Raw genomic sequence first — 23,899 nt, forward strand, 5'->3', positions numbered from 1 at the left:
GCAAGCACGCGGCATGCCCGCGCCGGCGCCGCGCCACGACGGCCGGGCGACACGCCGGGAGCGCAGCCGATGAGTGAAAAGATGCGCACGCATGCCGGAAATTGCGCGACGGCCGTCATGTTCGTCGCGATCGCGACGGTGCTGCAGGCGCTCGCGATTCGCTTCGGCGGCGCCAACATGCCGCTCGCGGTGTACTACCCGTTGCTCGCGGCGATCGCCTGGGCGACGTCGTTCCTGTTTGGCTTGATCGCGACGCTCGCGAGCAGCGTGCTCGTGTGGACGCTGTTCCTGTCCGATCCGGCCGCGTACGCGATGTCGCTGTCGGAGCGTCTCGTGCGGCTCGGCGAATTTGCGCTGATCGGCGTGCTCGCGTGCGCAGTCGTCGCGGCGGTGCGCCATGCGCGCGTGACGAACGAGCGTGCGCGACGCCGCGAAGCCGCGGCGCGCGCGCAGTTCGAGGCGCTGCTGAATGCGTTGCCGGACGGCGTGATCGCCGCCGATACGAACGCGCGGCTGACCTACGTGAACGCGGCGGCGGCCGCGCTGCTCGGCTGCCGGCCGGACGACGCGGCCGGCCGCGCGCTGCGCGACGTGCTGCAGCTGACCGATCGCGACGGACGGCGCGTGCAGACCTCGGCGCTCGAACATGCGCTCGGCGGCACGCGCACGACCTGCGAGCGTCACTGGCTGCGCGCGGCCGGCGGCGAGCCCGTGCCGGTCGCGGAGACGGCCGCGCCGATCGCCGATGCGGACGGCAACGTCGACGGCGCAGTGCTGCTGCTGCGCGACGCGAGCGCGGACCGCGCGCGGGCGGACGCCGCGCAGGTCCGGCGCGCGGTCGTCGACGCGTCGCCCGACGCGCTCATCGGGATCGACCGCGACGCGCGTATCGTCAGCTGGAATCCGGCCGCGCAGCGCATCTTCGGCTACGACGAAGAGGCGGCGTACGGCCGCCGTTTCGACTCGCTGATCGCGATGCGCTGGCTCAAGCGTCATCCGCTCGTGCAGACCTTCGACCATCTGCGCGAAATCGTCGGGCCGGTCGACCTGCTCTGCGTGCGACGCGACGGCGGACGCTTCCGCGCGACGGTCGCCGCGCGGCCCGTGCGCGGCGAGGCACGCGACGGCGTCGCGCTGTCGATCACGCTGCGCGAGACCGGCGCACAGCGCCGTCAGGACCGGCGCACGCAACGCTCGCTGCGCAGCGCGCGCGACGCGGGCGAGCAGGCCGCGACGTCGAATCGTCTGAAGGATGAATTGCTCGCGACCGTATCGCACGAATTGCGCACGCCGCTGAACGTGATCTACGGCTGGATCGAGGTGCTGCGCAATTCGGGCGACGACACGCTGCGCGTGCAGGCGATCGACGCGATCGACCGCAGCGCGCGCTCGCTCACGCGCATGGTCGGCGACATCCTCGATGCGTCGTCGCTGTCCACAGGCAAGCTGCGGCTCGACACGATGCCGGTCGACGTCGTGCGGCTGTTCGCCGATGTCGTCGCCGCGTTCCACACGGCCGCATCGAGCACCGGCATCGCGCTCGAATTCGAGTCGCGTGTCGCGACCTGCATCGTCTCGGGCGACGCCGAGCGGCTGCGGCAGATGCTGTCGAACCTCGTATCGAACGCGCTGAAATTCACGCCGGCCGGCGGCGACGTCACGGTCAGCGTCGCGCACGACGACACGCATGCCGTGCTGACCGTGACCGACACCGGGCAGGGCATCGCGCCGGAGTTCGTGCCGCACGTGTTCGACATGTTCCGGCGCGCGGACGATTCGCCTGCCTCGTCGCGGCGCGGCCTCGGGCTCGGCCTGTCGATCGTCCGGCATATCGTGCAGCTGCACGGCGGCACGGTCGTCGTCGACAGCGCGGGGCGCAATCGCGGTACGACCTTCACCGTGAAGCTGCCGGCCGGCTGGCAGCCGATCGGCGCGATGGCATGGGGAATCGCGCAGACGGTCGTCGCGCGCGAACGGCTCGGCCTCGACACGCAGCGGATCCTGATCGTCGACGACGACGCGACCACGCGCGCGAGCCTGACCGCCGCGCTGCGCACGCTCGGCGCCGAAGTCGCGGTCGCATCGTCGGGCCATCAGGCCGTGACGATCGCCGCGCAGATGCGGCCGACCGTCGTGCTGTCGGATCTCGCGATGTCGGACGGCGACGGCTTCTGGCTGCTCGACGCGATCCGCCGGCGCGCGGCCGAAGGCGACGACGCGTGCAACCCGCGCGTCGTCGCGGTGACCGCGCACGCGGGGCTCGCCGACGAGCGGCGCGCGCGCGCGGCCGGCTTCGACGGCTATCTCTGCAAGCCGGTCGACGTCGGCGATCTCGCGCGCGAGATCGCGCGCGTGACGAGCCGCGACGACTGAGCCGACGCGTGCGCCGCGCTCAAGACGTCGGCGCCGCGCGGTTGCGCGTGCCGATCTGCGCGAGCATGTGCGACGCGATCTGCGTGCTGCGCACGAGATCGCCGGGCGCATGGTGCGCCGCTTGCCGATGGATGAAATAGCGCGCGGTATGCGCGAGCCCGCTCGCGAACGGCGTCGTCGCGCGCCAGCCGAGCCGCTTGCGCGCCGCGTCGAGGTTCGGCCGGCGCTGGCGCGGATCGTCGGCCGGCAGCGGACGAAACTCGATCGGCACCGTCGCGCCCACCACGCGCACGACTTCGCGCGCGACGTCGATCATCGCGATCTCGTCGTCGCTGCCGAGATTGACGGGCTCGCACGCGTCGCCCGGCTCGTCCATCAGCCGCACGAGCGCGTCGATCATGTCGTCGACGTAGCAGAACGAGCGCGTCTGCGTGCCGTCGCCATAGACGGTCAGCGGTTCGCCCGCGAGCGCCTGCGTGATGAAGTTCGACACGACGCGGCCGTCGGCCGGATGCATGCGCGGCCCGTAGGTGTTGAAGATCCGCGCGATCCGCACGTCGACGCCGTACTGCCGGTGATAGTCCATGAACAGCGTTTCCGCGCAGCGCTTGCCTTCGTCGTAGCACGCGCGGATGCCGATCGGATTCACGCGGCCGCAATAGCGTTCGTCCTGCGGATGCACGTCGGGGTCGCCGTACACCTCGCTCGTCGACGCCTGCAGGATGCGCGCCTTCACGCGCTTGGCGAGACCGAGCAGGTTGATCGCGCCGTGCACGCTCGTCTTCGTCGTCTGCACGGGGTCGCGCTGGTAGTGCACGGGCGACGCGGGGCACGCGAGGTTGTAGATTTCGTCGACTTCGACGTAGAGCGGGAACGTCACGTCGTGACGCATCAGCTCGAAATTCGGCGCGTCGAGCAGGTGTGCGATGTTGTCCTTCGCACCGGTGTAGAAATTGTCGACGCACAGCACGTCGTGGCCGGCCGTCACCAGACGCTCGCAGAGATGCGAACCGAGAAAGCCGGCGCCGCCCGTCACGAGCACGCGTTTTCGATCGTAGCCCTTCATCACGCATTCTCCTTGCGGGTGGCCAGCACGGCCGGTGTCGTCGCGACCGGCGTGCGGCGCGACGTGGCTGCCGTCGTGCCCGCACGCTCGCGCGCGACGTCGCGATAGACGTCGACGAGCCGGTCGACGACGCCGCGCCACGTATAGAAGCGGTGCGCGCGTTCGTAGCCCGCGCGGCCGAGCGCCGCGCAGCGATCCGGTTGCGCGCGCAACTGCACGAGCCGCTCGGCGAGCGCGGCCGGATCGCGTGGCGGCACGAGATAACCGGTCTTGCCGTCCTCGACCGTCGTGCGGATGCCGCCGACGTCGCTGCCGATCACCGGCGTCGCGCACGCCATCGCCTCGACGGGCGTGATGCCGAACGGCTCGTACCACGGCGTCGTCACGAACACGTCGGCGGCGCTGTAGTAGAGGTGCAGCGCGTCGCGGTCGCGCCGGCCGACGAACGTCACGCGATCGGCGATGCCCACGTCGTGCGCGAGCGCGACGAGCCGCGCGAGTTCCGGATCGTTCGCCGGGTCGGGCGTCGCCTGGCTGCCGCCGACCACGTACAGCCGCGTTGGCCGCTGCGGATCGCGCGGCATGCGCGCGAGCGCGTCGATCACGTTGTCGATTCCCTTGCGCGGCACGAGGCGGCCGAGCTGCAGCACGACGAACGCGTCCTCGGGCCAGCCGAGCTGCGCACGCGCGGCCGCGCGCGGCACCGGCCGGAATTCGCGCGCGTCGAATCCGCACGGCACGATCTCGATGCGCGATGCATCGGCGCGATAGTGCGTGGTCAGATCGAGCGCGTCCTGCGGGCATTCGGCGATCAGCCGGTCCGAGCGGCGCGCGAGCGTGTCCTCGATCGCGAAGCGCGCATCGGGGAAGCCGTCGGCCGCGCCCTGATGCAGACGCCGCACGCGGCCGAGCGCATGGAACGTCGTCACGAGCGGAATGCCAAGGCGCTTCTTCACGCGCAGCGCCGCTTCGCCGGACATGAAGAAGTTTGCGTGCATCACGTCGACCGGATCGGGCTCGCGGCGCATGCGCGCGATCATGTACTCCGCGAACGCGCCCATGTACGGCAGGAGCTTTTCCTTCGGCACGTCGACCGGCGGGCCGGCCGGCACGTGGATCACGCGCATCCGCGTGCCGATCCGTACGACTTCCGGCAGGTGCGCATTGTCGCAACGCGTATACACGTCGACGTCGAGCCCGCGCTCGGCGAGCTGCTTCGCGACGTTTGCGACATAGATGTTCTGCCCGCCTGCATCGACGCCGCCGATGACCCCCAGCGGCGACGCATGTTCACTGATCAACGCGATTCTTTGCATGGTGTCGCTCCCGATATCGGGGCCGCGCCGGTGCGTCCCTCGAAGCTTCTCCGGCAATCGTCATGCCCGCTGCTACGCGCGTGCGCGCGTACGGGAGAGCGCCGCAAAAATTACAACGCGTTGGATGAAAGGGCGTCTGATCATCGGCGTGCAGGCGCCGAACGCGGTTCGACCGGACGTGACGCGCGCGTGGGCGGTGCGGCACGCCGCTTGCGCCGGCGTGGCGTACCTGCCGGCTCGCCCGGCGTGACAAAAAGGAGGTCACGATGAAGCTCAACTCGCTGCAAGCCCGTTCTCCGCGACTTCGCGGTCGTCGCACGCGCCGCATCGGTCTCGCGATCGCGGTCGCCGCCGCCACCTGCGCGCTCGCCGCGCCGAACGTGTACGCCGCCGGCGACGACAGCGCGTCTTCGTCCTCGTCTTCGTCGTCGTCGCATTCGTCGACCGGCACGAAAATCCGCGACGCGACGATCACGACGAAGGCGAAGGCCGAACTGGTCGGCACGAGCGGCCTGACGAGCGGCGACATCCACGTGAAGACGCGGCATGGCGTCGTGATGCTGACCGGCAGCGTGCCGGACGAACAGCAGCGCACGATGGCCGTCGACGCGGTCAAGAAGGTCGACGGCGTGCAGAGCGTGCGCGACCAGCTGACGATCCGGCCGAAATAACTGACGGCACCGCCGAAGGAGTCCAGTGATGAACTGCATGCTCAAACCGGTCGGCGAGCAGACGATCGTGATCACCGGCGCGACGAGCGGCATCGGCCTCGTAACGGCGCGCAAGGCGGCACGGCGCGGCGCGAAGCTCGTGCTGTTCGCGCGCAACGCGGACGCGCTCGACACGCTCTGCGAAGAAATCCGCCAGCACGGCGGCCTCGCGGTGCCGGTCGCCGGCGACGTCGCGAACATCGAGGATCTGCAGCGCGCGGCCGCGCAGGCGGTCGAGACGTACGGCGGCTTCGATACCTGGGTCAACAACGCGGGCGTGTCGATTTTCGGCACCGCGGCGACGGTGCCGCTCGAGGATCAGCGGCGCCTGTTCGACACGAACTACTGGGGTGTCGTGCATGGCTCTCTGGTGGCGGCCGACCATTTCCGTCGCCAGAACGACCTGCGCGGCGGCGCGATCATCAACATGGGCAGCGAGGCGTCCGACGCGCCGCTGCCGCTGCAGAGCGCGTACGTCGCGTCGAAGCACGCGGTGAAGGGGTTTACCGATTCGCTGCGGCTCGAACTGGAGTCGGACCGGCTGCCGGTGTCCGTGACGCTGATCAAGCCGGCCGCGATGGACACGATGTTCGTGATGCACGCGAAGAACTACATGAACGTCGAGCCGAAGCTGCCGCCGCCGATCTACGACCCCGAACTCGTCGCCGACGCGATCCTGTTCGCGGCCGCGCATCCGCGCCGCACGCTGTTCGTCGGCGGTGCCGCAAAGCTGACGTCGGCGAGCGCGTATCACGCGCCGCGGCTGTTCGACCGGCTCGCGGCGACGCTGTTCTCGCGCGGCCAGCGCACGGTGCGGCCGGCGCGGCCGCGCGACGACAACGCGCTCTACGAGTCGCGTCATGCGCTGCACGAGCGCGAAGGCATGGAAGGGCCGGTGCTGCGCTCGTGCGCGTACAACACGGTCGTGCAGCGTCCGAAGGTCGCGAGCGCCGTTGCGCTGACCGCGGCCGCGCTGCTGTTCGCGGCCGTCGCGCGGTCGCGCCGCGCCGCGGCGTGATTTCGTTTCACTTTTCGAAGGAGGCATCGCAATGACATCCCGACAACATACGGGTCACGAGCACAGCCACTCGCGCGCGCACGAAGGCGAGCGCACGCAGCAGGATCACGACAAGGGCGGGCACCAGACCGGGCACGGCAAGCCGCCGAGCCCGATCGACGTGCAGAAGGCGCTGAAGGGGCTCGACTATCCGGCGAGCAAGTCGGACGTCGTCGAGTGCGCGGAGCGCTCGCACGCGGATCCGGACGTGCTGGAGATGCTCAAGCAAATCCCCGATCGCGAGTACGAAACGCCGGCGTCGGTCTCGAAGGAACTGGGCCGGCTGATGTAAGCGCCGCGCCGCCGCGCCGCCGCGCCGCCGCGCGCCGGCCGCGCGCGCGGTGCACCGTCACGAGGAGCAGAGCAATGGCGATGATCGTCGCAGGTCGGTTCACGACCTTCGAGGAAGCGGAAGGCGGCGCGCGCCGCCTTTACGAGCGCGCATTCGGCCCGGACGACGTGTCGATCTTCTTCCTGAATCCGGACGGGCAGCATGCGCGCTTTCCGGTCGGCGGCGACGTATACGCCGATACGGCCGCGAAGCCCGGCGGCCGCGGCGCGGTCGTCGGCGTGATGCGCGGGCTCGCGATCGGGCTCGTCGTCGGGTTGATCGTCTATGCGATCGGCTTGCGCTACTGGTTCGTGCCGGTCGCGGGCGCGCTCGCGGGCGCGTATCTCGGCGCGTTCGGCGGCGCGCTCGGCCGGATGCGCGGGCAGCAGGCCGAAGGGCGCGGCACGCTCGCGAAGACCGAATCGGGCGTGATCCTCGCCGCGCGCGTGACGCCGGGCAGCGCGACGACCGCCGAAGACGTGCTGCGCGCGACCGGCGCGACGTCGATCGAGCGCGTCGAAGGCGACTGGCAGAACGGCGAGTGGCGCGATTTCGATCCGGTGCGCCGTCCCGACGAGGCCGGCGCCGCGGGACCGCGTTGAGCCGCGTATTTTCTGCACGCATTTTGCAATGCCGCGCGCGCGAGGCCGCGCCGTCGGCGCCGCGCGGGCGCGCGGCGCACGGCACGGCGCTTGCGTCGCGCTGCGCACACCGTCGTTGAAGGAGGAACCCCATGACCACGGCACAGACGCCGCCGCCGCAGAAGCAGACGCAGCAACCGGGCACCGAGCGCGAGATGAATCCGAAGCCGCGGGACGAAGCCGCCGATTACGTCGGCAGCGGCAAGCTCGCGGGCAAGGTCGCGCTCGTCACCGGCGGCGACAGCGGGATCGGGCGCGCGGTGGCAATCGGTTTCGCGAAGGAAGGGGCGGACGTCGCGATCGTCTACCTGAAGGAGTCCGACGATGCCGCGCATACGAAGCGGCTGATCGAGCAGGCCGGGCGGCGCTGCGAAGCGATCGCCTGCGACGTCGGCGACCGGCGGCAGGCATTCGACGCGGTGGCGCGCACGGTCGAGCGGCTCGGCCGGCTCGATGTGCTCGTCAACAACGCGGGCGAACAGCATCCGCAGCCGAGCCTCGAGGAAGTCAGCGAAGAACAGCTCGAACGCACGTTCCGCACCAACGTGTACGGCATGTTCTTCTGCACGCAGGCCGCGCTCAAGCACATGCAGCCCGGCGCGCGCATCGTCAACACCGCATCGGTGACGGCCTATCACGGCAGCCCGAAGCTGCCCGACTATTCGGCGACGAAGGGCGCGATCGTCGCGTTTACGCGCTCGCTGTCGATCGAGCTCGCCGAGCGCGACATCCGCGTGAACGCGGTCGCGCCGGGGCCGATCTGGACGCCGCTGATTCCGTCCACATTCACGGCCGAGCAGGTCGCGAAATTCGGCTCGAACGTGCCGCTGAAGCGGCCGGGGCAGCCGGACGAACTGATCGGCTGTTACGTGCTGCTCGCATCCGAAGGCGCGAGCTACATGACGGGGCAGACGCTGCACCCGAACGGCGGCTCGATCGTCGGCGGCTGACGCCGCCTCACGCAAGGAGGAACCGAATGAGAACCCACAACTGGACGATCGCGGCACTCGCCGCCGCGGGCGTGCTCGGTCTGTCGACGGCCGCGCACGCACAGATGCCGAGCGAGCCGCCGGCATCGAATTCGCACGTGCCGGGCGGCGTCGTGAACCCGTCGTCGGGCGCGGCCGCTGCCGACAGCGGCATCGCGAAGTCGCCGCAGGGCACCGACGCCGAGTTCGTCGACAAGGCGGCGCTCGGCGGCAAGACCGAAGTGCAGGCGAGCCAGCTCGCGCTGAAGCAGGCGAAGTCGGCCGACGTGCGCACGTTCGCGAAGCGGATGGTCGCCGACCACGGCAAGGCGAACGCGCAGCTGACCAAGCTCGCCGCGCGCAAGGGCATCAAGCCGCAGGCCGAGCAGATCGCCGACCCGGACGTCGAGGCGCTGCGCGGCAAGCAGGGCCACGACTTCGACGTCGCGTACGTCGCGGCCGCGGGCCCCGATGCACACCGCAAGACGATCGCGCTGTTCGAGAGCGAGGCGCGCGACGGCAAGGATGCCGATCTGCGCGCATTCGCCAAATCGACGCTGCCGACGCTCAAGCATCACCTGAGCATGGCGGAGGCGCTGCAGCGCAAGGTGGGCGCGCAGTAACGCGCGCCCGGTTCAACCTGTGGGCCGCGCGTGCGGCCCGATTTTTCGGAGGCAGTCATGGCCCAACGGCAATCGAAGCACGAAGGCATCCTCGAACTGCTCTGCCAGGCGTACGAGACCGAGCTTGGCGGCGCGAAGATCTACGAGGCCGCGCTGCAGTGCGCGACCGACGAGGACCTGCACAAGGAGTGGGAGAAGTACCATCGCGAAACGCTGCATCATCAGGAGGTGCTGCGCGACGTGTTCAAGACCCTCGGCCTCGATCCCGACGCGCAGTCGCCCGGCCGCGCGGCGGTGGCGGCCACCGGCGAATCGCTGGTCCAGGTCATCGAGCAGGCGCGGCAGCAGGCGGACCCGGCCGTCGCGCAGGTCGTCGCGGCCGAGTGCGTGGTGCTCGCCGAAACGAAGGACCACCTGAACTGGGAGCTGATCGGCTATGCGGCGGACCAGTTGCCCGACAGCGAAGCGGCGAAGGTGCTGAAGGCCGCGCATGACGAGGTCGAGGCCGACGAAGACCATCACCTGTACCACACGCGCGGCTGGGCCCGCGAGATGTGGATCCAGTCGATGGGCTTCAAGGCCGTGCTGCCGCCGCCGGAAGAAGTGAAAAAGGTCGAGTCGGCCGCCGACGCGGCGCGCGCCGAGCGCTCGCGCGGCAAGATGATGTAACGCGTCGCCGGCCGCGGGGAGAACGCCGATGATGGCCTTGTGCTGGCACGGCAAGCGCACCGTGCGCTACGAGCGGGTGCCCGATCCGGCGATCGAGCACCCGCGCGACGCGATCGTCAAGGTGCGGCGCTGCGCGATCGGCGGCGCCGATCTGCATCTGTACGACGCGGCGATGCCGGGGCTGAAGGACGGCGCGATTCTCGGGCGCGAATTCGTCGGCGAAGTGGTCGAGGTCGGACGCGAGAACCGTCGTCTGCACGTCGGCGATCGCGTCGTCGTGCCGTTCGTCGTCGCCTGTGGCGAATGCGAGCAGTGCCGGCGCGGCAACTACTCGGTGTGCGAGGCCTCGAACCCGAATCGCGCGTTCGTCGAGCGCGTGTACGGGCAGGGCACCGGCGGCCTGCTCGGCGGCGGCCATCTCGCCGGCAGCTATGCGGGCGGCCACGCCGAATACGTGCGCGTGCCGTTCGCCGACGTCGCGCCGATCCGGCTGCCCGACGAGCTGGACGACGAACGCGCGCTGCCGCTCGGCGACACGCTGCCGGCCGGCTGGCAGGCGGCCGCGCAGTGCGCGATCCAGCCGAACGACGTCGTCGCGGTGTGGGGCGCGGGCGCGGTGGGCCTGTTCGCCGCACTGGCCGCGCGGCTGCTCGGCGCGCGCGAGGTGATCGCGATCGACTGCGTGCCCGCGCGGCTCGAATGCGCGCGCACGCTCGGCGCGACGCCGCTCGATTTCACGAAGCTCAGCGTAGCCGACACGCTGGCGAAACACACGCGCGGCAAAGGCCCCGACAAGTGCATCGACGCGGTCGGGCTCCACGCGCACGCGATCGACGCCGTCGATGCGCCGCTCGACCGCTTCAAGGAAACGTCGGCACCCGGCGTCGACCCGCCGCACGTGCTGCGCGAAGCGATCTATGCGTGCCGGCCCGGCGGCATCGTGTCGATCGCGGGGCTGTACGGCGGCCTCGTCGACGACGTGCCGGTCGGCGCGATCGTGAACAAGGGACTGACGCTGCGCGCGGCGCAGACGCACGTGCCGCGCTGGAGCGACGAGCTGCTCGGACGCCTCGCGGACGGTCGGATCGATCCGTCGTTCGTCGTCACGCACCGTGCGCGGCTCGAGGACGGGCCCGCGCTCTACGAACTGAGCCGCACGCGCAGCGACGGCTGCATCAAGGCGGTGATGCAGCCGGGCGGCTGACCGCATCGCGCGCGGCGGCGGTCCCGCTTATCCCGCCTTTCCCGCCGTTCGCGACTACGCCACCATGTCGACGACCATCGTGACGACCGCGACCGCCATCAGCGCGACCGCGAGCCAGCCGAAGCATTTCGACACGATGCCGGTGCCCGGCCGCCCGTCGACGCCGCGCCGCGCGGACAGCAGCATCACCATCACGAGCATCGGCACCGCGGCGACGCCGTTGAGCACCGCGCTCCAGTACAGCGCGCGGATCGGATCGATCGGGCTGAAGCAGATCGCGATGCCGACGACGACGCAGAGCGTGAGCACCGTATAGAACGCGGGCGCGCGCCGCACCGGCTCGTTCAGCCCTTCGCGGAAGCGCCAGGCTTCCGCGCAGCCGTATGCCGCGCTGCCGGCGAACGCGGGAATCGCGAGCAGGCCGCAGCCGACGATGCCGAACGCGAACACGAGAAACGCGGCTTCGCCCGCGATCGGCCGCAGCGCCTCGGCGGCCTGTGCGGTGCTCGCGATGTCGTGCTCGCCGCGCGCATAGAACACGGCTGCGCCCACGACCATGATGCAGAACGACACCGCGTTGGTCACGACCATCCCGGCCCACGTATCGACGCGGATCCGCTGCGCCTGCCGGTCGCAGAGTGCGGTGTCGCTCGCGCTCGCGCCGTTGCGCTGTGCGGCCTGCGCTTCCTCGACTTCCAGGGCGGCCTGCCAGACGAACAGATACGGGCTCAGCGTCGTGCCGAGCACCGCGACGGCGGTCGTCGCGTAGGCGTGCGAGAACGCGATCTGCGGCAGCACGAGCGCATGCAGCGCGTGCGGCCAGTCGACGTGCACGAACGCGAGCTCGACCACGTACGCGAGCAGCGCGAACGTGAGCCACTTCAGCCAGCGCGCGTAGCGCTCGTACGACATCGTCACCTGCAGCGCGAGCGAGACGATGCCGTAGACGGGCGCGAACCAGTAGCTGCGGCCGCCGACGACGAGCGCGGTCGCGTCGCCCATCGCCGCGAGGTCGGCGCCGACGTTCACGACGTTGACGATCACGACGAGCGCGATCAGCGCCTTGGCGGCGCGCGCCGAATAGTGCTGACGGATGCCGGCGATCAGCCCTTCGCGATTGCTGCGGCCGATGCACGCGGAGGCGATCTGCACGGCGACCATCATCGGCAGCGTGACGACGATCATCCACAGCATGTTGAAGCCGACCTGGCTGCCGGCCTGCGCGTAGACCGCGACGTTGCTCGGGTCGGCGTCGGACGCGCCGGCCAGCAGCCCCGGTCCGAGCCGGCGGTACCACGGCAGCGGGGCGGGCTTGGCGGTGTCGTCGGCGGGCGGCGCGTCGCGTCGCGCGCCGCTCATTCCGCGTCTCCGCGGCCCGCCTTCGGCGTGCCGTCGTCGCGCGCGAGCTTCGACGCGGTGCGCAGCGCATCGACGAGCGTCTGGTACGCGTGCTCGCGCGAATCGGCGCCGCGCGTGCGCAGCACGTACGACGGATGGTAGGTCGCGACGACGAGGTAGCCCTGCGCGGTGCGCGTGGGCGTCGGCGTGCGCTGCAGCGTCGCGTCGTTGTCCTGCAGCACGGCGCGCAGCGCGGTGCCGCCGAGCGCGACGATCACGCGCGGGTGCACGCTCTCGAGTTCGCGATCGAGCCAGTAGCGGCACGCGGTGATCTCGCGCTGCGCGGGCGTCTTGTGCAGACGCCGCTTGCCGCGCGGTTCCCATTTGAAGTGCTTGACGGCGTTGGTCAGATAGACCGAGCGGCGATCGATGCCGGCCGCGTCGAGCGCGCGGTCGAGCACGTGGCCGGCGGCGCCGACGAACGGCACGCCCGTGCGGTCCTCCTGATCGCCCGGCTGCTCGCCGACCAGCACGATCGACGCGTGCCGCGGGCCGGTGCCCGGCACCGGCTGCGTCGCGTGTTCCCACAGCCCGCAGCGCCGGCATGCGTGGAGCGTCGCGGGGCGCTGATCGTCCGGCGTGTCGTCGGCGCCGGATGCGGACGCTGCGCGCGTCATCGCGCCCGCGCTCCGCATGCCGGCGCGCGGCGCGCGTGCGCGCATCGCGTGCCGGCCGACGACAAAGACTCGATCGCTGGCATCGACGGCTCCCGTTTTCGATGAATACGACAGTACACAGCAACCCGCATGCCACCGCCGGTCAATATGGGCGCGCGCCTTGCGTGGCCGCCGGCATCCGGCATTCGATCACAGGAGAAAAGCCATGCCTATTGCCCCCGGCGACGATCCGGCCGCCGACGACGTGCTGCTGTGGCGCTCGCCCGACAGCGTGCCGCGCCGCCCGCGCCGCGTGCTGGTCGTCGACGACTATCGCGACGCGGCCGATGCGCTGCAACTGCTGCTCGACGCACGCGGCTTCGAATGCCGCGTCGTCGACGATCCGTTCGCGGTGTGCGACGTCGCGCGCGACTGGCAGCCGTTCGCGATCGTGCTCGACGTCGCGATGCCGAGGCTCGACGGGCTGCAGCTCGCGCGGCGGCTGCGCGGCGACCCGCGCACGGCCGACATGCTGCTCGTCGCGTGCAGCGCGTTCGCGTCGCCGGTCGATCGCGAGCGCGCGCGCGAAGCGGGCTTCGACGCGCATTGCGCGAAGCCGCTGACGCCGCATCCGCTGCTGCGTTACCTGGAAGCCGCATGCGGTGCGCGCGCCGCGCAACGCCTGGACGGCGCCGAACGCGTGGACGGTGCGGGGCGCCTGGACGGCGCCGAACGCGCGGACGGGCTCGACGGCGCGGACGGCGCCGTTACACGCGGGTTGTAAAAACGCGTGACGGCGCGCGGTGCATATAAAGGCCCGCGCATAAAAAAACCCCGCCGGAGGCGGGGTGCGGACCGCGTCGCCGTCGCCGGCGACACGTCGCGATTACAGGCGGCCGTCGCGCGCGCGCGGATCGTTCAGGTCTTCGGTCGGATCGGTGAGGCCGAGCTCGTCGCCCGCGCTCCAGTACGGCGTGCTGCCGTAATACTCGTGCAGCGGCCCCGCCCATTGCGGGTCGGCCATCGCCGGCCAGTGATCCTTGTCGAAGCCCGGCGCATTGCGGATCCGCTCGGACGATACCGACAACAGGAAGCACTTGCGTTCCGTGTCGAGCGTCAGCGCGCTCCACGGAATCGCGAGCAGCTTGTCGCCGATGCCGAGCAGGCCGCCGCTCGACAGCACCGCGTACGCGACGCGGCCCGAGCGCACGTCCAGCATGATGTCCTTGATCTTGCCGACATCGTCCCCGTCGGTCGTGTAGACCTTGTTGCCTTCGAGCGTATCGGCTGCCATCACGTCGGGACCGGGGCCGTCTGCCGTCGCGGCCCCCTTGCCGACGATGCGGGTCTGTCCTTGATCGGGAGTCTGCATGATTGTCCTCCTGCTGCGGGGGCGCGGCCGGCCGCATCGGGCGCGGGCCGCGCGTTCGGGGTAATGACGCGAACGGACACCGTGTCCGTCACGCCTGCTTCGGCTGCGACACGCCTTCCAGCGTGTTCGCGAGCGCGTCGCGCGACGGGCCGGCCGTGCGCGTCGCGATGTCGGCGAGCGAGAGCATCCCGACGAGCCGCTTGTCGTGATCGACGACCGGCAGACGGCGCAACTGCGCATCCGCCATGTAGTGCTGGATCTCGTCGAGCGAATCGTCGTCGAAACACCATTCGATCGGCCCGGACGCCACTTCGTGGACGCGCGTGTCGGGCGGCTTGCCGGCCGATACCGCGCGCACCGCGAGATCGCGGTCGGTGACCATCCCGACCAGCCGGTTGTTGTCGCACACGGGCAGCGCGCCGATGTCGTAGCGCGCCATCAGTTCCGCGGCGTGGCGAATCGAGTCGGTCGGCGCGATGCGCACGACGTCCTGCGACATGATTTCGTTGACGCGATGCATGTAGTCCTTCCTCCTTCGGGTTCGGCCCGTCGTTCTCGCAACGGGCGTGCCGCTCAGCGTCCGCCTTCGTCCTGCTCGCGCTTTTCCTGCCACGGCCCGTCGTCGTGCGTGCCGGGCGGCGTGTCGGGCTCGATCCGCGTGACGCCGCCCGTCGACGGCGCGTCGCTCGCGGGAAACGTGTCTTCGAGCGACTTGTCGATGTGGCGCTCCGAATGGCGCGTGCGCGCGCTGTCGCGATCCTTCAGCGGCGGCGTCGGGTCCGTCTGCTGCCCGGACGACGGCGTGCGCTCTTCGGATCGGGTCGTATCGTTCATGGCAAGTCTCCGTGTCGATGACGTACGAATTCGCGCAATGCGCGTTCCCGTAGTGGTCGCGCGGCACGCGGCTTGCCGCGCAGGACGTAACTGCGCCGGCGCCGCACGAGCGCGCCGGCGCGACAGTCGAGCGGGAGGCACGACGATGATTCCGATCAAACGACAGCCGCGCGTGCGCTACGAGGTCAACGTATGCGGCGGCGGATTCGATTCGGTGAAGCACCACTTCACCGCGTGGAAGCAGGAGCCGCTGATCTACCGGCCCGAGCGCCGCATGTTCGAAGGCAAGGCCGACGTGCGGCCGCTCGGCGACGAGACGTTCGGCGCGACCGAGCCCGCGCGCTTCGCGCTGCAGCGCGCGTGCGAGCCGGGCGATTCGTACGCGCTTGCCGCGCGCGTGGAAGACGAGGGCCGCCATCTGTGGCTCGTGATGGCCGCGTACGACACGTAGCGATGGCCTTCGCTCGTCGCACGCGGTACAGATCGGCTGCGCGTGTCGCGCGACTCGCGTATTGCGCGTCATGCGCGTCATGCGCGTCGCGGCGCGCATGCACGGGATGCGATGTGCGGCGTGGTACGCGCATGCCGTGCGCGCTTGCCGCGCCGTCGCGTCGCGCGCGCTTGCACGTGCGTCTCGTCGCGTCCGCCCGCAATCGCCGCGTGCATCGCCCGCGTGAAAGATTTGCAGCGCGCGGTGTAGCGAAGTCACGGTGGCGCGCAGCGCCTCGCACGGACGCGGGCCGCTCGCGCGGCGCAGGCCGCACACCGGACGGAACGCGGCTTGCGGCCCCGCACGGCGACGCTACCGCGAGCGACATCGTTCGCGACACGACCGTCACGGAGCGCCCATGAACGAGGACCTTGCACATTCGCTGCATCGGCCCGATCCGCCGATGCCCGATACCGAGCCCGAGCCGGTGCCGCCGCCCGCGCCGGAACTGCCGCCCGACGTGCCGCAGCCGTACCACGACCCCGAAGGCGATCCCCCCGAACACCGGCCGCCGGAACGCGAGCCGCCGGCGCCCGTGCCGCCTGCGCACGCCGCCACGCCGCCCGCGCGGCAGGAGCGCACGCGATGAGCATCCTGGTGAAGCAGGGCATGTTGCGCGACATCGCCGAGACGCTCGGCCGTCATTTCGAAGCGCGCGCGATGCCGTTCCACGTCGAGGAGCAGCCGGCCGGCGCGCTTCATATCGGCTTTCGCGTCGACGGGCATCCGGCGTCGCTGACCGTCACCTTCGACGCGGACGCGTTCGCGGCGCTCGAGCAGGCCGACGTCGCGCGGCAGCGCGGTGCGCTCGCGCGGATGGCCGCCGAGTTCGACGCGATGATGGCGCGGCGCGGGCCGACCGCGTACGCGGCCGACTTTCATTTCAACCGGCTCTGAGCGTGCGCGCGACGCACGCCGGCCCCCCTTGCATGGAGGTCTCGATGAAATCGATCCATTCGCTTTCGCTCGCCGTCTGCGCGGCCGCCGCCGCATGCGCGATGAGCGCCTGCACGCAACCCGACACGGTCCGCACGACGGGCGCGCCGCCGCCGCCCCATCAGGGCGGCAACGCGTCGCCGCCGACCGAGACGATGCCGGACGCGAACACGCGCTACGACACGCGTCCGTCGCCGGGCAACACGATGCCGCAGCGCTCGACCGGCACGCCGACCGGCGTGCCCGATCCGAACGTCGGCGGCGCGCCGACCAACACGCGCCCGGCGCCCGGCACGCCGCCGCCGATGCAGTACTGATCGGCGCGACGGAGCAACGGATGGCGACGCCGCACGCCCACCTCGAGGACTGGCTGCGCGACGCGTATGCGATGGAGCATCACGCGCAAGCGTTGCTCGACGCGCAGGCGCGTCGTGTCGGCCACTACCCGCTGCTGCAGGACCGGCTGCGACGGCATCGGGACGACACGCTCGGCCAGCAGGCGCTCGTCGAAGCGTGCCTGCAGCGGCTCGGCACGACGCCGTCCGCGATCAAGGATCTCGGCGCGCGCATCGGCGCGTACGGGCAGGTGGCGACCGCGATGCTGTCGGGCGACGAAGTGGTGAAGGCGACGATGGCCGCGTACGCGTTCGCGCAGGTCGAGATCGCCGCCTATACGGCGTTGATCGCGGCCGCGCGGGCGGCCGGCGAGGCCGAGATCCACGCGTGCTGCGAGCGCCTGCTGCAGCAGGAGCGCGACATGGCCGCGTGGCTGCTGCGTGAGCTGCCCGACGTGACGACCGCGTTTCTCGACCGCTCGGCCGTCGACCGGATCGACGCGAAACGCTAGCGCGGCGGCGCGCACGCGAATTGCGCCTCCAAACTTGCCGCCCGCTTGTAAAAAAGCGGGTGCGGAAGGGGCGAAAAATAGGGCGCGTAGGCGCCAAAGCCCCGTCCGGTGGGCGTCTGCGGGGCTGGCATGGAAGCTGCATAAGTCCGGCATACGAATTTTCGCGAACCCATTCAGGAGGACCGCAGATGTCCGTCACGCTTGCGCTCCAGATGCGACAGCATCTGGCACTTACGCCAAGGCTCCAGCAGTCGCTGCGCCTGCTGCAGTTGTCTTCGCTCGAATTCCAGCAGGAATTGCGGCAGGCGCTCGACACGAACCCTTTCCTCGAAGACGGCCAGGGCGACGACGAGGCCGCCGCGCCGGATCCGGCGGCCGAAGCCGCGGCACCGGAGGCCGCACCCGAGCGCGACGACGTGCGCCCGGTCGACGGCGAGCTGTCGTATACGGCCGCGCCGGCGCCGCGCGGCGGCAGCCGTCAGGGTGAAGACGGCGGCGATCTGTCGCCCGGCGAATGGATGGCCGCCGAGCCGTCGCTGCATCAGCATCTGCACGAGGCGCTGCGGCTCTATCCGCTGAACCGGCGCGATCGCGAAGCGGCGCGCCTCGTGATCGACGCGCTCGACGACGACGGCTACCTGCGTCAGGAGCTCGGCGACCTGCTCGGCGCGGCCGATCCCGCGCTCTTGCTATCGGAGCGCGATCTGTCCGTCGCGCTGCGGCTCGTGCAGATGCTCGACCGGCCCGGCATCGCCGCGCGTTCGCTGTCGGAGTGCCTGCTGCTGCAGCTCGACGCGATTCCGGCCGGCACGCCGGCGCTGCCCGAAGCGAAGGCGATCGCGCGCGAACATCTCGAACGCCTCGCACGCCGCGAGACCGCCGAGATCCAGCGGCGCATCGGCTGCAACCAGCAGACGCTGCAGGCCGCGTGCGCGCTCGTGCGCGGGCTCGACCCGCGTCCCGGCAACCACTACGGCAGCACGCGCGGCGATTACGTGGTGCCCGACGTGATCGTGCGCCAGGTGCGCGACGAGTGGGTCGTGACGATCAATCCGGCCGTGCTGCCGCGTGCGCGGCTGCACGAGCGCTATGCGACGCTGTTCGCGCAGTCGAGCGGCGAGCGCGACTCGCCGCTCGGCCAGCAGCTGCAGGAAGCGCGCTGGCTGATCCGCAACGTGCAGAAGCGCTTCGACACGATCCAGCGCGTCGGCGAATGCATCGTCGCGCGGCAGCGCGACTTCTTCCGCTACGGCGAGATCGCGATGAAGCCGCTCGTGCTGCGCGACATCGCGGAGGAGCTCGACCTGCACGAATCGACCGTGTCGCGCGCGACCGGCAACAAGTACATGGCGACGCCGCACGGCACGTTCGAGTTCAAGCATTTCTTCCCGCGCAAGCTGGAGGCGGCGGGGCGCGGCGTCTGCTCGGCATCGGCCGCGAAGGTGCTGATCCGCGACATGATCGCCGCGGAACGGCACACCGATCCGCTGTCGGACGTCGCGCTGACGCAGAACCTCGCGGGCCGCGGCATCCTTCTTGCGCGCCGTACGGTGACCAAGTATCGGCAGGCGATGAAGATTCCGCCGGCCGAGCTGCGCCGCCGCGACGCCGCATGACGACGCGTGCGGCCGAACCGATCGCGCGCCGCAGCGCGGCGCGCGCAAACCGAGGGAGCGAACCATGCCAGCGAAATCCCAGGCCCAGCAGCGCGCGGCAGGGGCGGCCCTGTCGGCCAAGCGCGGCCGCACCAAAATGCAGGACCTGAAACCGCCGTCGAAGTCGATGGCCAAATCGATGAGCGAGAAAGAGCTCGAGAAAATGGCCTCGACGCCGACCCACGGCAAACCCAGGCACAAGCACGATTCTTGATCGACGACGATGGGCGTCGACGGTCGCTGTTCCCCAGGAGGAATCCATGCTTCGATACGCACTCATCTTCTTCGTCATCGCGATCATTGCAGCCGTCTTCGGCTTTGGCGGCATCGCTGCCGGCGCGGCCGAGATCGCGAAGATCCTGTTCTACATCTTCGTCGTGATCTTCCTGGTCACGCTGCTGCTGGGCGTCGTACGCCGATGACGGCAGCGTCCGACCGTTCGCAGCGCATCGCCGAAATCGAGCATGCGCTGGCGAACGGCTTTCCGTCGCAGTCGACCGTGGTCGTCCACGCGGACGACGCGTCGGGACGGTTGACGATCCAGGTGTCGTGGGTGCGCGCGCCGGTCGAGGCCAGCGCGCGCGAGTGGCGGTGTGCGGTCGATCTGCGGTTCGAACCCGACGTGATCGCCCGCTACGCCGCGCTCGACACCGCCGAGCGGCTGCGCGTGCGCACCTATCTGTGCGATCTCGCGCGGCGCGCGATCGACGAGAACAAGCCGCGCGTCGAAGATGCGGCGATCGAATGCAGTGCGGCGCTCGACGTGAGCGCCGCCGACATCGGCGACGCGTCGCGCGGGCCGTGACGCTCGTCACGGCCCGCGCCATGCGCGCTCGCGCGCAGCGACGCGTGTCGCGTGTGGCCGCCGCACGGCGTGCCGCATGCCCGCGCGGCGCGGTGTGCGGCCACGGCTGCACCCGCAGGCCGCGCACGCCGCGCGCGCCCCCGCACACCGTGCGCGTGCGCGGCTGCCCGCAAGGAGGAAAGGCATGGCAGCACGGATGATCTGGAAAGGCGCGATCAGCTTCGGGCTCGTGCACGTGCCCGTGCAGCTGTTTCCGGCCACGCGCACCGTGAAACCGTCGTTCCGGCTGCTCGACAAGCGCTCGATGGACCCGGTCGGCTATCGGCAGATCAACAAGCGTACCGGCAAGGAGGTGTCGCGCGACGACATCGTGCGCGGCTACGAGTACGAGAAGGAGCGCTACGTCGTGCTGACCGACGAGGAGATCCGCGCGGCCAACCCCGAATCGACGCAGACGGTCGACATCCTGACGTTCGTCGATCAGGAGGCCGTGTCGTTCCTCTATCTCGACACGCCGTACTACCTGGTGCCCGACCGCAAGGGCGAAAAGGTCTATGCGCTGCTGCGCGACGCGCTGAAGGACAGCGGCAAGATCGGCATCGCGCTGGTTGTGATGCGCGACAAGCAGCATCTCGGCGCGCTGATTCCGGTCGGCCCGCTGCTCGCGCTCGACACGCTGCGCTGGCAGGACGAACTGCGCGGGCTCGACGAGCTCTCGACGCCGGTCGAGGACGCGAAGCGCGCGGGCGTGAGCGCGCGCGAGCTCGCGATGGCGAAGAAGCTGATCGACGACATGTCCGGCGAATGGACGCCCGAGCAGTATCACGACACGTTCCGCGACGACATTCTCGAACTCGTCGAGCGCAAGGTGCGCCAAGGGCGGATCGAGGAAATCGAGGAACGTCCGGCCGATCGCGGCCACGTGCCGTCGAACGTCGTGGATCTGACCGAGCTGCTCAAGCGCAGCCTGCGCGGCGGCGGCCGCGGTTCGGACCGCGCGGCCGCGAACGAGGACGAACACGACGAGGACGCCGACGCGCGCACGCGTAGCCGTCGTCAGCCGGCCGCGAAGCGCGGCGCGAAGACCGCCGCGAAGACGAGCGCCAAGACGGCGACGAAAACGGCCGCGAAGCGCACGTCGGCGGCCAAGGCCGGCGACAAGCGCGGCGACGGCAGCGCCGCCGCGAAAAAGACCGCCGCGCGCAGCAAGAAGCGCGCGGCATGACGCCGCGACACGCAAGGTGACACGATGGCCGGCAAGCTCGATCCGTATCGCCGCAAGCGTCATTTCGACGCGACGCCCGAACCCGAAGGCACGCGCCGCCGCCGCGCGCCGGCCGACGCGCAGCCGGCCGAGCGCGGCCGGCATCCGCTGCGCTACGTGATCCAGGAGCATCACGCGCGGCGCCTGCATTACGATTTCCGGCTCGAACTCGACGGCACGCTGAAGTCGTGGGCCGTGCCGAAAGGGCCGAGTTTCGATCCGTCGGTCAAGCGGCTCGCAGTGCACGTCGAGGATCATCCGCTCGAATACGCGTCGTTCGAAGGCGAGATTCCGGCCGGCCATTACGGCGCGGGCTCGGTGATCGTCTGGGACGAGGGCACGTGGACGCCCGAGGGCGGGCTCGCGAAGGCGCGCGAAGGCTATCGCGCAGGCAAGCTGAAATTCCGGCTCGACGGCGAGAAGCTGCACGGCGGCTGGGCGCTCGTGCGCAGCGGCCGCCAGGAAGGGCGGCAGGAGCAGTGGCTGCTGATCAAGGAGCGCGACGACGACGCGCGCAGCGCCGAGGCGTACGACGTCGTCGCGCAGCAGCCCGGCAGCGTGCACGACGGCGCGGCGCGCGGGCGCGCGGCGAACGGGCATGCGCGGGCGCGCCGGCGCGGTGAGAAGGCAGCCGGCAAGGAGGCCGACACCGACACCGACGCGCCGCGCGCCCGCGCGACGAAAGCGAAACGGCCGCCCGCGCTGTCGCGCGTCGAAGGTGCGGTGCGCGCGCCGTTGCCGGAGCGCGTCGCGCCGCAGCTCGCGACGCTCGTCGATGCGCCGCCCACGCACGGCGACTGGCGCTACGAACTGAAGTTCGACGGCTACCGGATGCTCGCGCGCATCGCGGGCAAGGGCGCGCGGCGGCGCGTGACGCTGATGACGCGCGAGGGCCGCGACTGGACGCCGAAGCTGCGCGCGCTGCGCGATGCGCTCGCGGGGCTCGACGTCGACGATGCATGGCTCGACGGCGAAGCGGTCGTGCTCGGCGAGAACGGGCTGCCCGATTTTCAGCGGCTGCAGAACGCGCTCGGTTCCGGGCAGTCGGATGCGGTCACGCTGTTCGTGTTCGATCTGCCCTACCTGAACGGCTATGACCTGCGCGATGCGCCGCTGACCGCACGCCGCGCGCAACTCGAACCGCTGTTCGACGACGCCGATCCGGCGCGCCTGCGGTTTTCGCCGGATCTCGGCAGCGATGCGGTCGGACTGATCGCGAACGCGTGCGACACGGGCCTCGAAGGGCTGATCGGCAAGCGCGCGGACGCACGCTACCGCGCGGGACGCTCGCCGGCCTGGATCAAGCTCAAATGCCGGCGCCGGCAGGAGTTCGTGATCGGCGGCTATACGGAGCCGACCGGCAGCCGCCACGGCTTCGGCGCGCTGCTGCTCGGCGTGCACGAACCGGCGCCGAACGGCAAGCGCACGCGCGGCGCGGCGCCGCTGCGCTACGTCGGCCGTGTCGGTACCGGCTTCGACACGCGGATGCTCGACAAGCTCGCGCCGCTGCTGCGCGAGCGCGAACGCGCGTCGCCGCCGTTCGATCCGCCGCCGCAAGGGTGGTCGCGCACGCGCGTCCACTGGGTCGAGCCGACGCTCGTCGCCGAATGCGAATTCGCGGAATGGACCGGCGACGGCATCGTGCGACAAGCCGCGTTCGTGGCGCTGCGCGAGGACAAGCCGGCGTCGCAGATCGTCAGGGAAGTCGCACGCCACCCCACCACGGAGAACACGATGGACGAGCGCACGACCTCATCCGCGCGGCGCGGCCGCGCCGCCGCCGACACGCACGATGGCGGGCAAGAACGCGCGCAGCATCGCACGCCCGCCGCACGCGGCAAGTCGGCGCCCGATCAGGTCGGCCAGGTCCGCATCACGCATCCGGAACGCGTGCTCGATCGCGAGAGCGGCACGCGCAAGATCGATCTCGCGCACTACTGGGAGCGCGTCGCGCCGTGGGCGCTGCCCGATCTCGCGGGCCGCCCGGTGTCGCTCGTGCGCGCGCCGCAGGACATCGGCGGCGAGCTGTTTTTCCAGAAGCATGCGGAGCGCCGCGAGATTCCGTTCGTCACGCAGCATCCGGGACTCGATCCCGGACACGGTCCGCTGCTGTCGATCGACAGCGTCGATGCGCTGATCGGCGCCGCGCAGATGGGGACGATCGAACTGCATACGTGGAACGCGCACGCGTCGAACATCGAGCGGCCGGACCGGATCGTGTTCGACCTCGATCCCGATCCCGCGCTGCCGTGGCGCACGATGATCGAGGCCGCGCAGCTCGTGCGCGGGCTGCTCGACGAGCTGGGCCTCGTGTCGTTCTGCAAGACGAGCGGCGGCAAGGGGCTGCACGTCGTCGTGCCGATCACGCGGCATTCGGGCTGGGACGAGATGAAGGACTTCTCGCGCGCGGTCGCGCAGCACATCGCGGGCGCGCTGCCCGACCGCTTCACGGCGACGATGGGGCCGCGTCACCGGCGCGGCAAGATCTTCATCGACTATCTGCGCAACGGGCGTGGCGCGAGCACGATCGCGGCCTACTCGGTGCGTGCGCGGCCGGGCATGGGCGTGTCGGTGCCGATCGACTGGGACGAAGTGCCGGCCACGACGGGCGGCGCGCAGTGGACGATCGACACCGTGCACGAACGGCTCGACGCGCTCGAGCACGATCCGTGGGAAGCGTACGCAGGCACGCGCCAGCGGATCACGGCCGCGATGCGCACGCGCCTCGCCGCGCGCTGAGCGCC

28 protein-coding genes are annotated in these 23,899 nt (G+C 70.7%); 21 read left to right on the forward strand and 7 right to left on the reverse strand.

Annotation, left to right across the window (positions count from 1 at the left end):
* The first annotated feature begins 69 nt into the window (after positions 1–69).
* Positions 70–2,373, forward strand: coding sequence for an ATP-binding protein (locus BCR55_RS27725; protein WP_065497196.1), 2,304 nt, complete (start codon positions 70–72; stop codon positions 2,371–2,373).
* 19 nt (positions 2,374–2,392) lie between these two features.
* Here the strand turns inward: BCR55_RS27725 and BCR55_RS27730 are convergent, their stop codons facing one another.
* Complete coding sequence (locus BCR55_RS27730) at positions 2,393–3,439, reverse strand: UDP-glucuronic acid decarboxylase family protein (RefSeq protein ID WP_006398911.1); 1,047 nt, start codon at positions 3,437–3,439, stop codon at positions 2,393–2,395.
* Positions 3,439–4,755 (reverse strand): glycosyltransferase family 1 protein, encoded by a 1,317-nt coding sequence (locus BCR55_RS27735; protein WP_006407424.1) that lies wholly within the window; start codon positions 4,753–4,755, stop codon positions 3,439–3,441. Before BCR55_RS27735 ends, BCR55_RS27730 begins: the two co-directional genes overlap by 1 nt.
* Before the next feature lie 266 nt (positions 4,756–5,021).
* Here BCR55_RS27735 and BCR55_RS27740 point away from each other — a divergent pair, with 266 nt between their 5' ends.
* The 8 genes from BCR55_RS27740 (at position 5,022) to BCR55_RS27775 (ending at position 10,958) form a co-directional block, all read left to right on the forward strand.
* A complete protein-coding gene (locus BCR55_RS27740; protein WP_006407426.1) occupies positions 5,022–5,426 on the forward strand; it encodes a BON domain-containing protein in 405 nt (134 codons plus the stop codon).
* Positions 5,427–5,454: 28 nt separating this feature from the next.
* On the forward strand, positions 5,455–6,483 hold the full coding sequence (locus tag BCR55_RS27745) for an SDR family oxidoreductase (protein ID WP_006407427.1): 1,029 nt from the start codon (positions 5,455–5,457) through the stop codon (positions 6,481–6,483).
* Positions 6,484–6,514: 31 nt separating this feature from the next.
* A complete protein-coding gene (locus BCR55_RS27750) occupies positions 6,515–6,814 on the forward strand; it encodes a DUF2795 domain-containing protein (RefSeq protein WP_006398916.1) in 300 nt (99 codons plus the stop codon).
* Positions 6,815–6,888: 74 nt separating this feature from the next.
* Complete coding sequence (locus BCR55_RS27755) at positions 6,889–7,455, forward strand: hypothetical protein (RefSeq protein WP_006407428.1); 567 nt, start codon at positions 6,889–6,891, stop codon at positions 7,453–7,455.
* Positions 7,456–7,586: 131 nt separating this feature from the next.
* Positions 7,587–8,444: an SDR family oxidoreductase gene (locus BCR55_RS27760; protein ID WP_006411765.1), complete on the forward strand. Its 858-nt coding sequence runs from the start codon at positions 7,587–7,589 to the stop codon at positions 8,442–8,444.
* A 26-nt stretch (positions 8,445–8,470) separates the two neighbouring features.
* Positions 8,471–9,085 carry a DUF4142 domain-containing protein gene (locus BCR55_RS27765; RefSeq protein ID WP_006407430.1) on the forward strand — a complete coding sequence of 205 codons (615 nt, stop codon included), beginning with the start codon at positions 8,471–8,473 and terminating at the stop codon, positions 9,083–9,085.
* A 57-nt stretch (positions 9,086–9,142) separates the two neighbouring features.
* Positions 9,143–9,754, forward strand: coding sequence for a DUF892 family protein (locus BCR55_RS27770; RefSeq protein ID WP_006407431.1), 612 nt, complete (start codon positions 9,143–9,145; stop codon positions 9,752–9,754).
* A gap of 28 nt (positions 9,755–9,782) precedes the next feature.
* Positions 9,783–10,958, forward strand: a complete 1,176-nt coding sequence (locus BCR55_RS27775) for an alcohol dehydrogenase catalytic domain-containing protein (RefSeq protein ID WP_006411758.1) — start codon at positions 9,783–9,785, stop codon at positions 10,956–10,958.
* 54 nt (positions 10,959–11,012) lie between these two features.
* On the opposite strand, the gene BCR55_RS27780 is transcribed toward BCR55_RS27775, so the two are convergent.
* Both BCR55_RS27780 and BCR55_RS27785 read right to left on the reverse strand, forming a co-directional pair.
* The gene (locus BCR55_RS27780) at positions 11,013–12,317 is read right to left on the reverse strand and encodes an Nramp family divalent metal transporter (protein ID WP_065496974.1); all 1,305 of its coding nucleotides are present in this window, start codon (positions 12,315–12,317) and stop codon (positions 11,013–11,015) included.
* Positions 12,314–12,973, reverse strand: a complete 660-nt coding sequence (locus BCR55_RS27785; protein ID WP_065497198.1) for a UdgX family uracil-DNA binding protein — start codon at positions 12,971–12,973, stop codon at positions 12,314–12,316. Before BCR55_RS27785 ends, BCR55_RS27780 begins: the two co-directional genes overlap by 4 nt.
* Before the next feature lie 205 nt (positions 12,974–13,178).
* On the opposite strand from BCR55_RS27785, the gene BCR55_RS27790 reads away from it, so the two are divergent.
* Positions 13,179–13,736 (forward strand): response regulator, encoded by a 558-nt coding sequence (locus BCR55_RS27790; protein ID WP_006411763.1) that lies wholly within the window; start codon positions 13,179–13,181, stop codon positions 13,734–13,736.
* 102 nt (positions 13,737–13,838) lie between these two features.
* On the opposite strand, the gene BCR55_RS27795 is transcribed toward BCR55_RS27790, so the two are convergent.
* The 3 genes from BCR55_RS27795 to BCR55_RS27805 form a co-directional block, all read right to left on the reverse strand.
* Positions 13,839–14,324 carry a PRC-barrel domain-containing protein gene (locus BCR55_RS27795; RefSeq protein WP_006398925.1) on the reverse strand — a complete coding sequence of 162 codons (486 nt, stop codon included), beginning with the start codon at positions 14,322–14,324 and terminating at the stop codon, positions 13,839–13,841.
* A gap of 88 nt (positions 14,325–14,412) precedes the next feature.
* Positions 14,413–14,844, reverse strand: a complete 432-nt coding sequence (locus BCR55_RS27800) for a CBS domain-containing protein (protein WP_006398926.1) — start codon at positions 14,842–14,844, stop codon at positions 14,413–14,415.
* 53 nt (positions 14,845–14,897) lie between these two features.
* Positions 14,898–15,158: a hypothetical protein gene (locus tag BCR55_RS27805; RefSeq protein WP_006398927.1), complete on the reverse strand. Its 261-nt coding sequence runs from the start codon at positions 15,156–15,158 to the stop codon at positions 14,898–14,900.
* A 145-nt stretch (positions 15,159–15,303) separates the two neighbouring features.
* Between BCR55_RS27805 and BCR55_RS27810 the strand changes: the two genes are divergently transcribed.
* From BCR55_RS27810 to ligD, 11 genes are all read left to right on the forward strand, one after another.
* Positions 15,304–15,609, forward strand: a complete 306-nt coding sequence (locus tag BCR55_RS27810) for a hypothetical protein (RefSeq protein ID WP_065496978.1) — start codon at positions 15,304–15,306, stop codon at positions 15,607–15,609.
* 397 nt (positions 15,610–16,006) lie between these two features.
* Positions 16,007–16,237 carry a hypothetical protein gene (locus tag BCR55_RS27815; protein ID WP_006407438.1) on the forward strand — a complete coding sequence of 77 codons (231 nt, stop codon included), beginning with the start codon at positions 16,007–16,009 and terminating at the stop codon, positions 16,235–16,237.
* On the forward strand, positions 16,234–16,545 hold the full coding sequence (locus tag BCR55_RS27820) for a hypothetical protein (protein WP_006398931.1): 312 nt from the start codon (positions 16,234–16,236) through the stop codon (positions 16,543–16,545). Before BCR55_RS27815 ends, BCR55_RS27820 begins: the two co-directional genes overlap by 4 nt.
* Before the next feature lie 44 nt (positions 16,546–16,589).
* Complete coding sequence (locus BCR55_RS27825; protein WP_006411764.1) at positions 16,590–16,901, forward strand: hypothetical protein; 312 nt, start codon at positions 16,590–16,592, stop codon at positions 16,899–16,901.
* 20 nt (positions 16,902–16,921) lie between these two features.
* On the forward strand, positions 16,922–17,431 hold the full coding sequence (locus BCR55_RS27830; protein ID WP_006407440.1) for a DUF892 family protein: 510 nt from the start codon (positions 16,922–16,924) through the stop codon (positions 17,429–17,431).
* Positions 17,432–17,619: 188 nt separating this feature from the next.
* The gene (locus BCR55_RS27835; protein ID WP_006407441.1) at positions 17,620–19,047 is read left to right on the forward strand and encodes an RNA polymerase factor sigma-54; all 1,428 of its coding nucleotides are present in this window, start codon (positions 17,620–17,622) and stop codon (positions 19,045–19,047) included.
* A gap of 64 nt (positions 19,048–19,111) precedes the next feature.
* Positions 19,112–19,300, forward strand: a complete 189-nt coding sequence (locus BCR55_RS27840; RefSeq protein WP_012464947.1) for a DUF3008 family protein — start codon at positions 19,112–19,114, stop codon at positions 19,298–19,300.
* A 46-nt stretch (positions 19,301–19,346) separates the two neighbouring features.
* Positions 19,347–19,508 carry a DUF1328 domain-containing protein gene (locus tag BCR55_RS27845; protein ID WP_006398937.1) on the forward strand — a complete coding sequence of 54 codons (162 nt, stop codon included), beginning with the start codon at positions 19,347–19,349 and terminating at the stop codon, positions 19,506–19,508.
* A complete protein-coding gene (locus BCR55_RS27850) occupies positions 19,505–19,891 on the forward strand; it encodes a DUF3022 domain-containing protein (RefSeq protein ID WP_006398938.1) in 387 nt (128 codons plus the stop codon). The genes BCR55_RS27845 and BCR55_RS27850 overlap by 4 nt, the downstream gene beginning before the upstream one ends.
* A 184-nt stretch (positions 19,892–20,075) precedes the next feature.
* Entirely contained in the window at positions 20,076–21,116 is a 1,041-nt protein-coding gene (locus BCR55_RS27855; protein ID WP_006408555.1) for a Ku protein, read from the forward strand.
* Between the two features lie 24 nt (positions 21,117–21,140).
* Entirely contained in the window at positions 21,141–23,894 is a 2,754-nt protein-coding gene (ligD, locus tag BCR55_RS27860) for a DNA ligase D (RefSeq protein ID WP_065496980.1), read from the forward strand.
* The last annotated feature ends 5 nt before the right edge of the window (positions 23,895–23,899 follow it).

The sequence above is a fragment of the Burkholderia sp. CCA53 genome (genome assembly GCF_001685525.1).
In the GTDB taxonomy this organism is placed as follows: domain Bacteria; phylum Pseudomonadota; class Gammaproteobacteria; order Burkholderiales; family Burkholderiaceae; genus Burkholderia; species Burkholderia multivorans.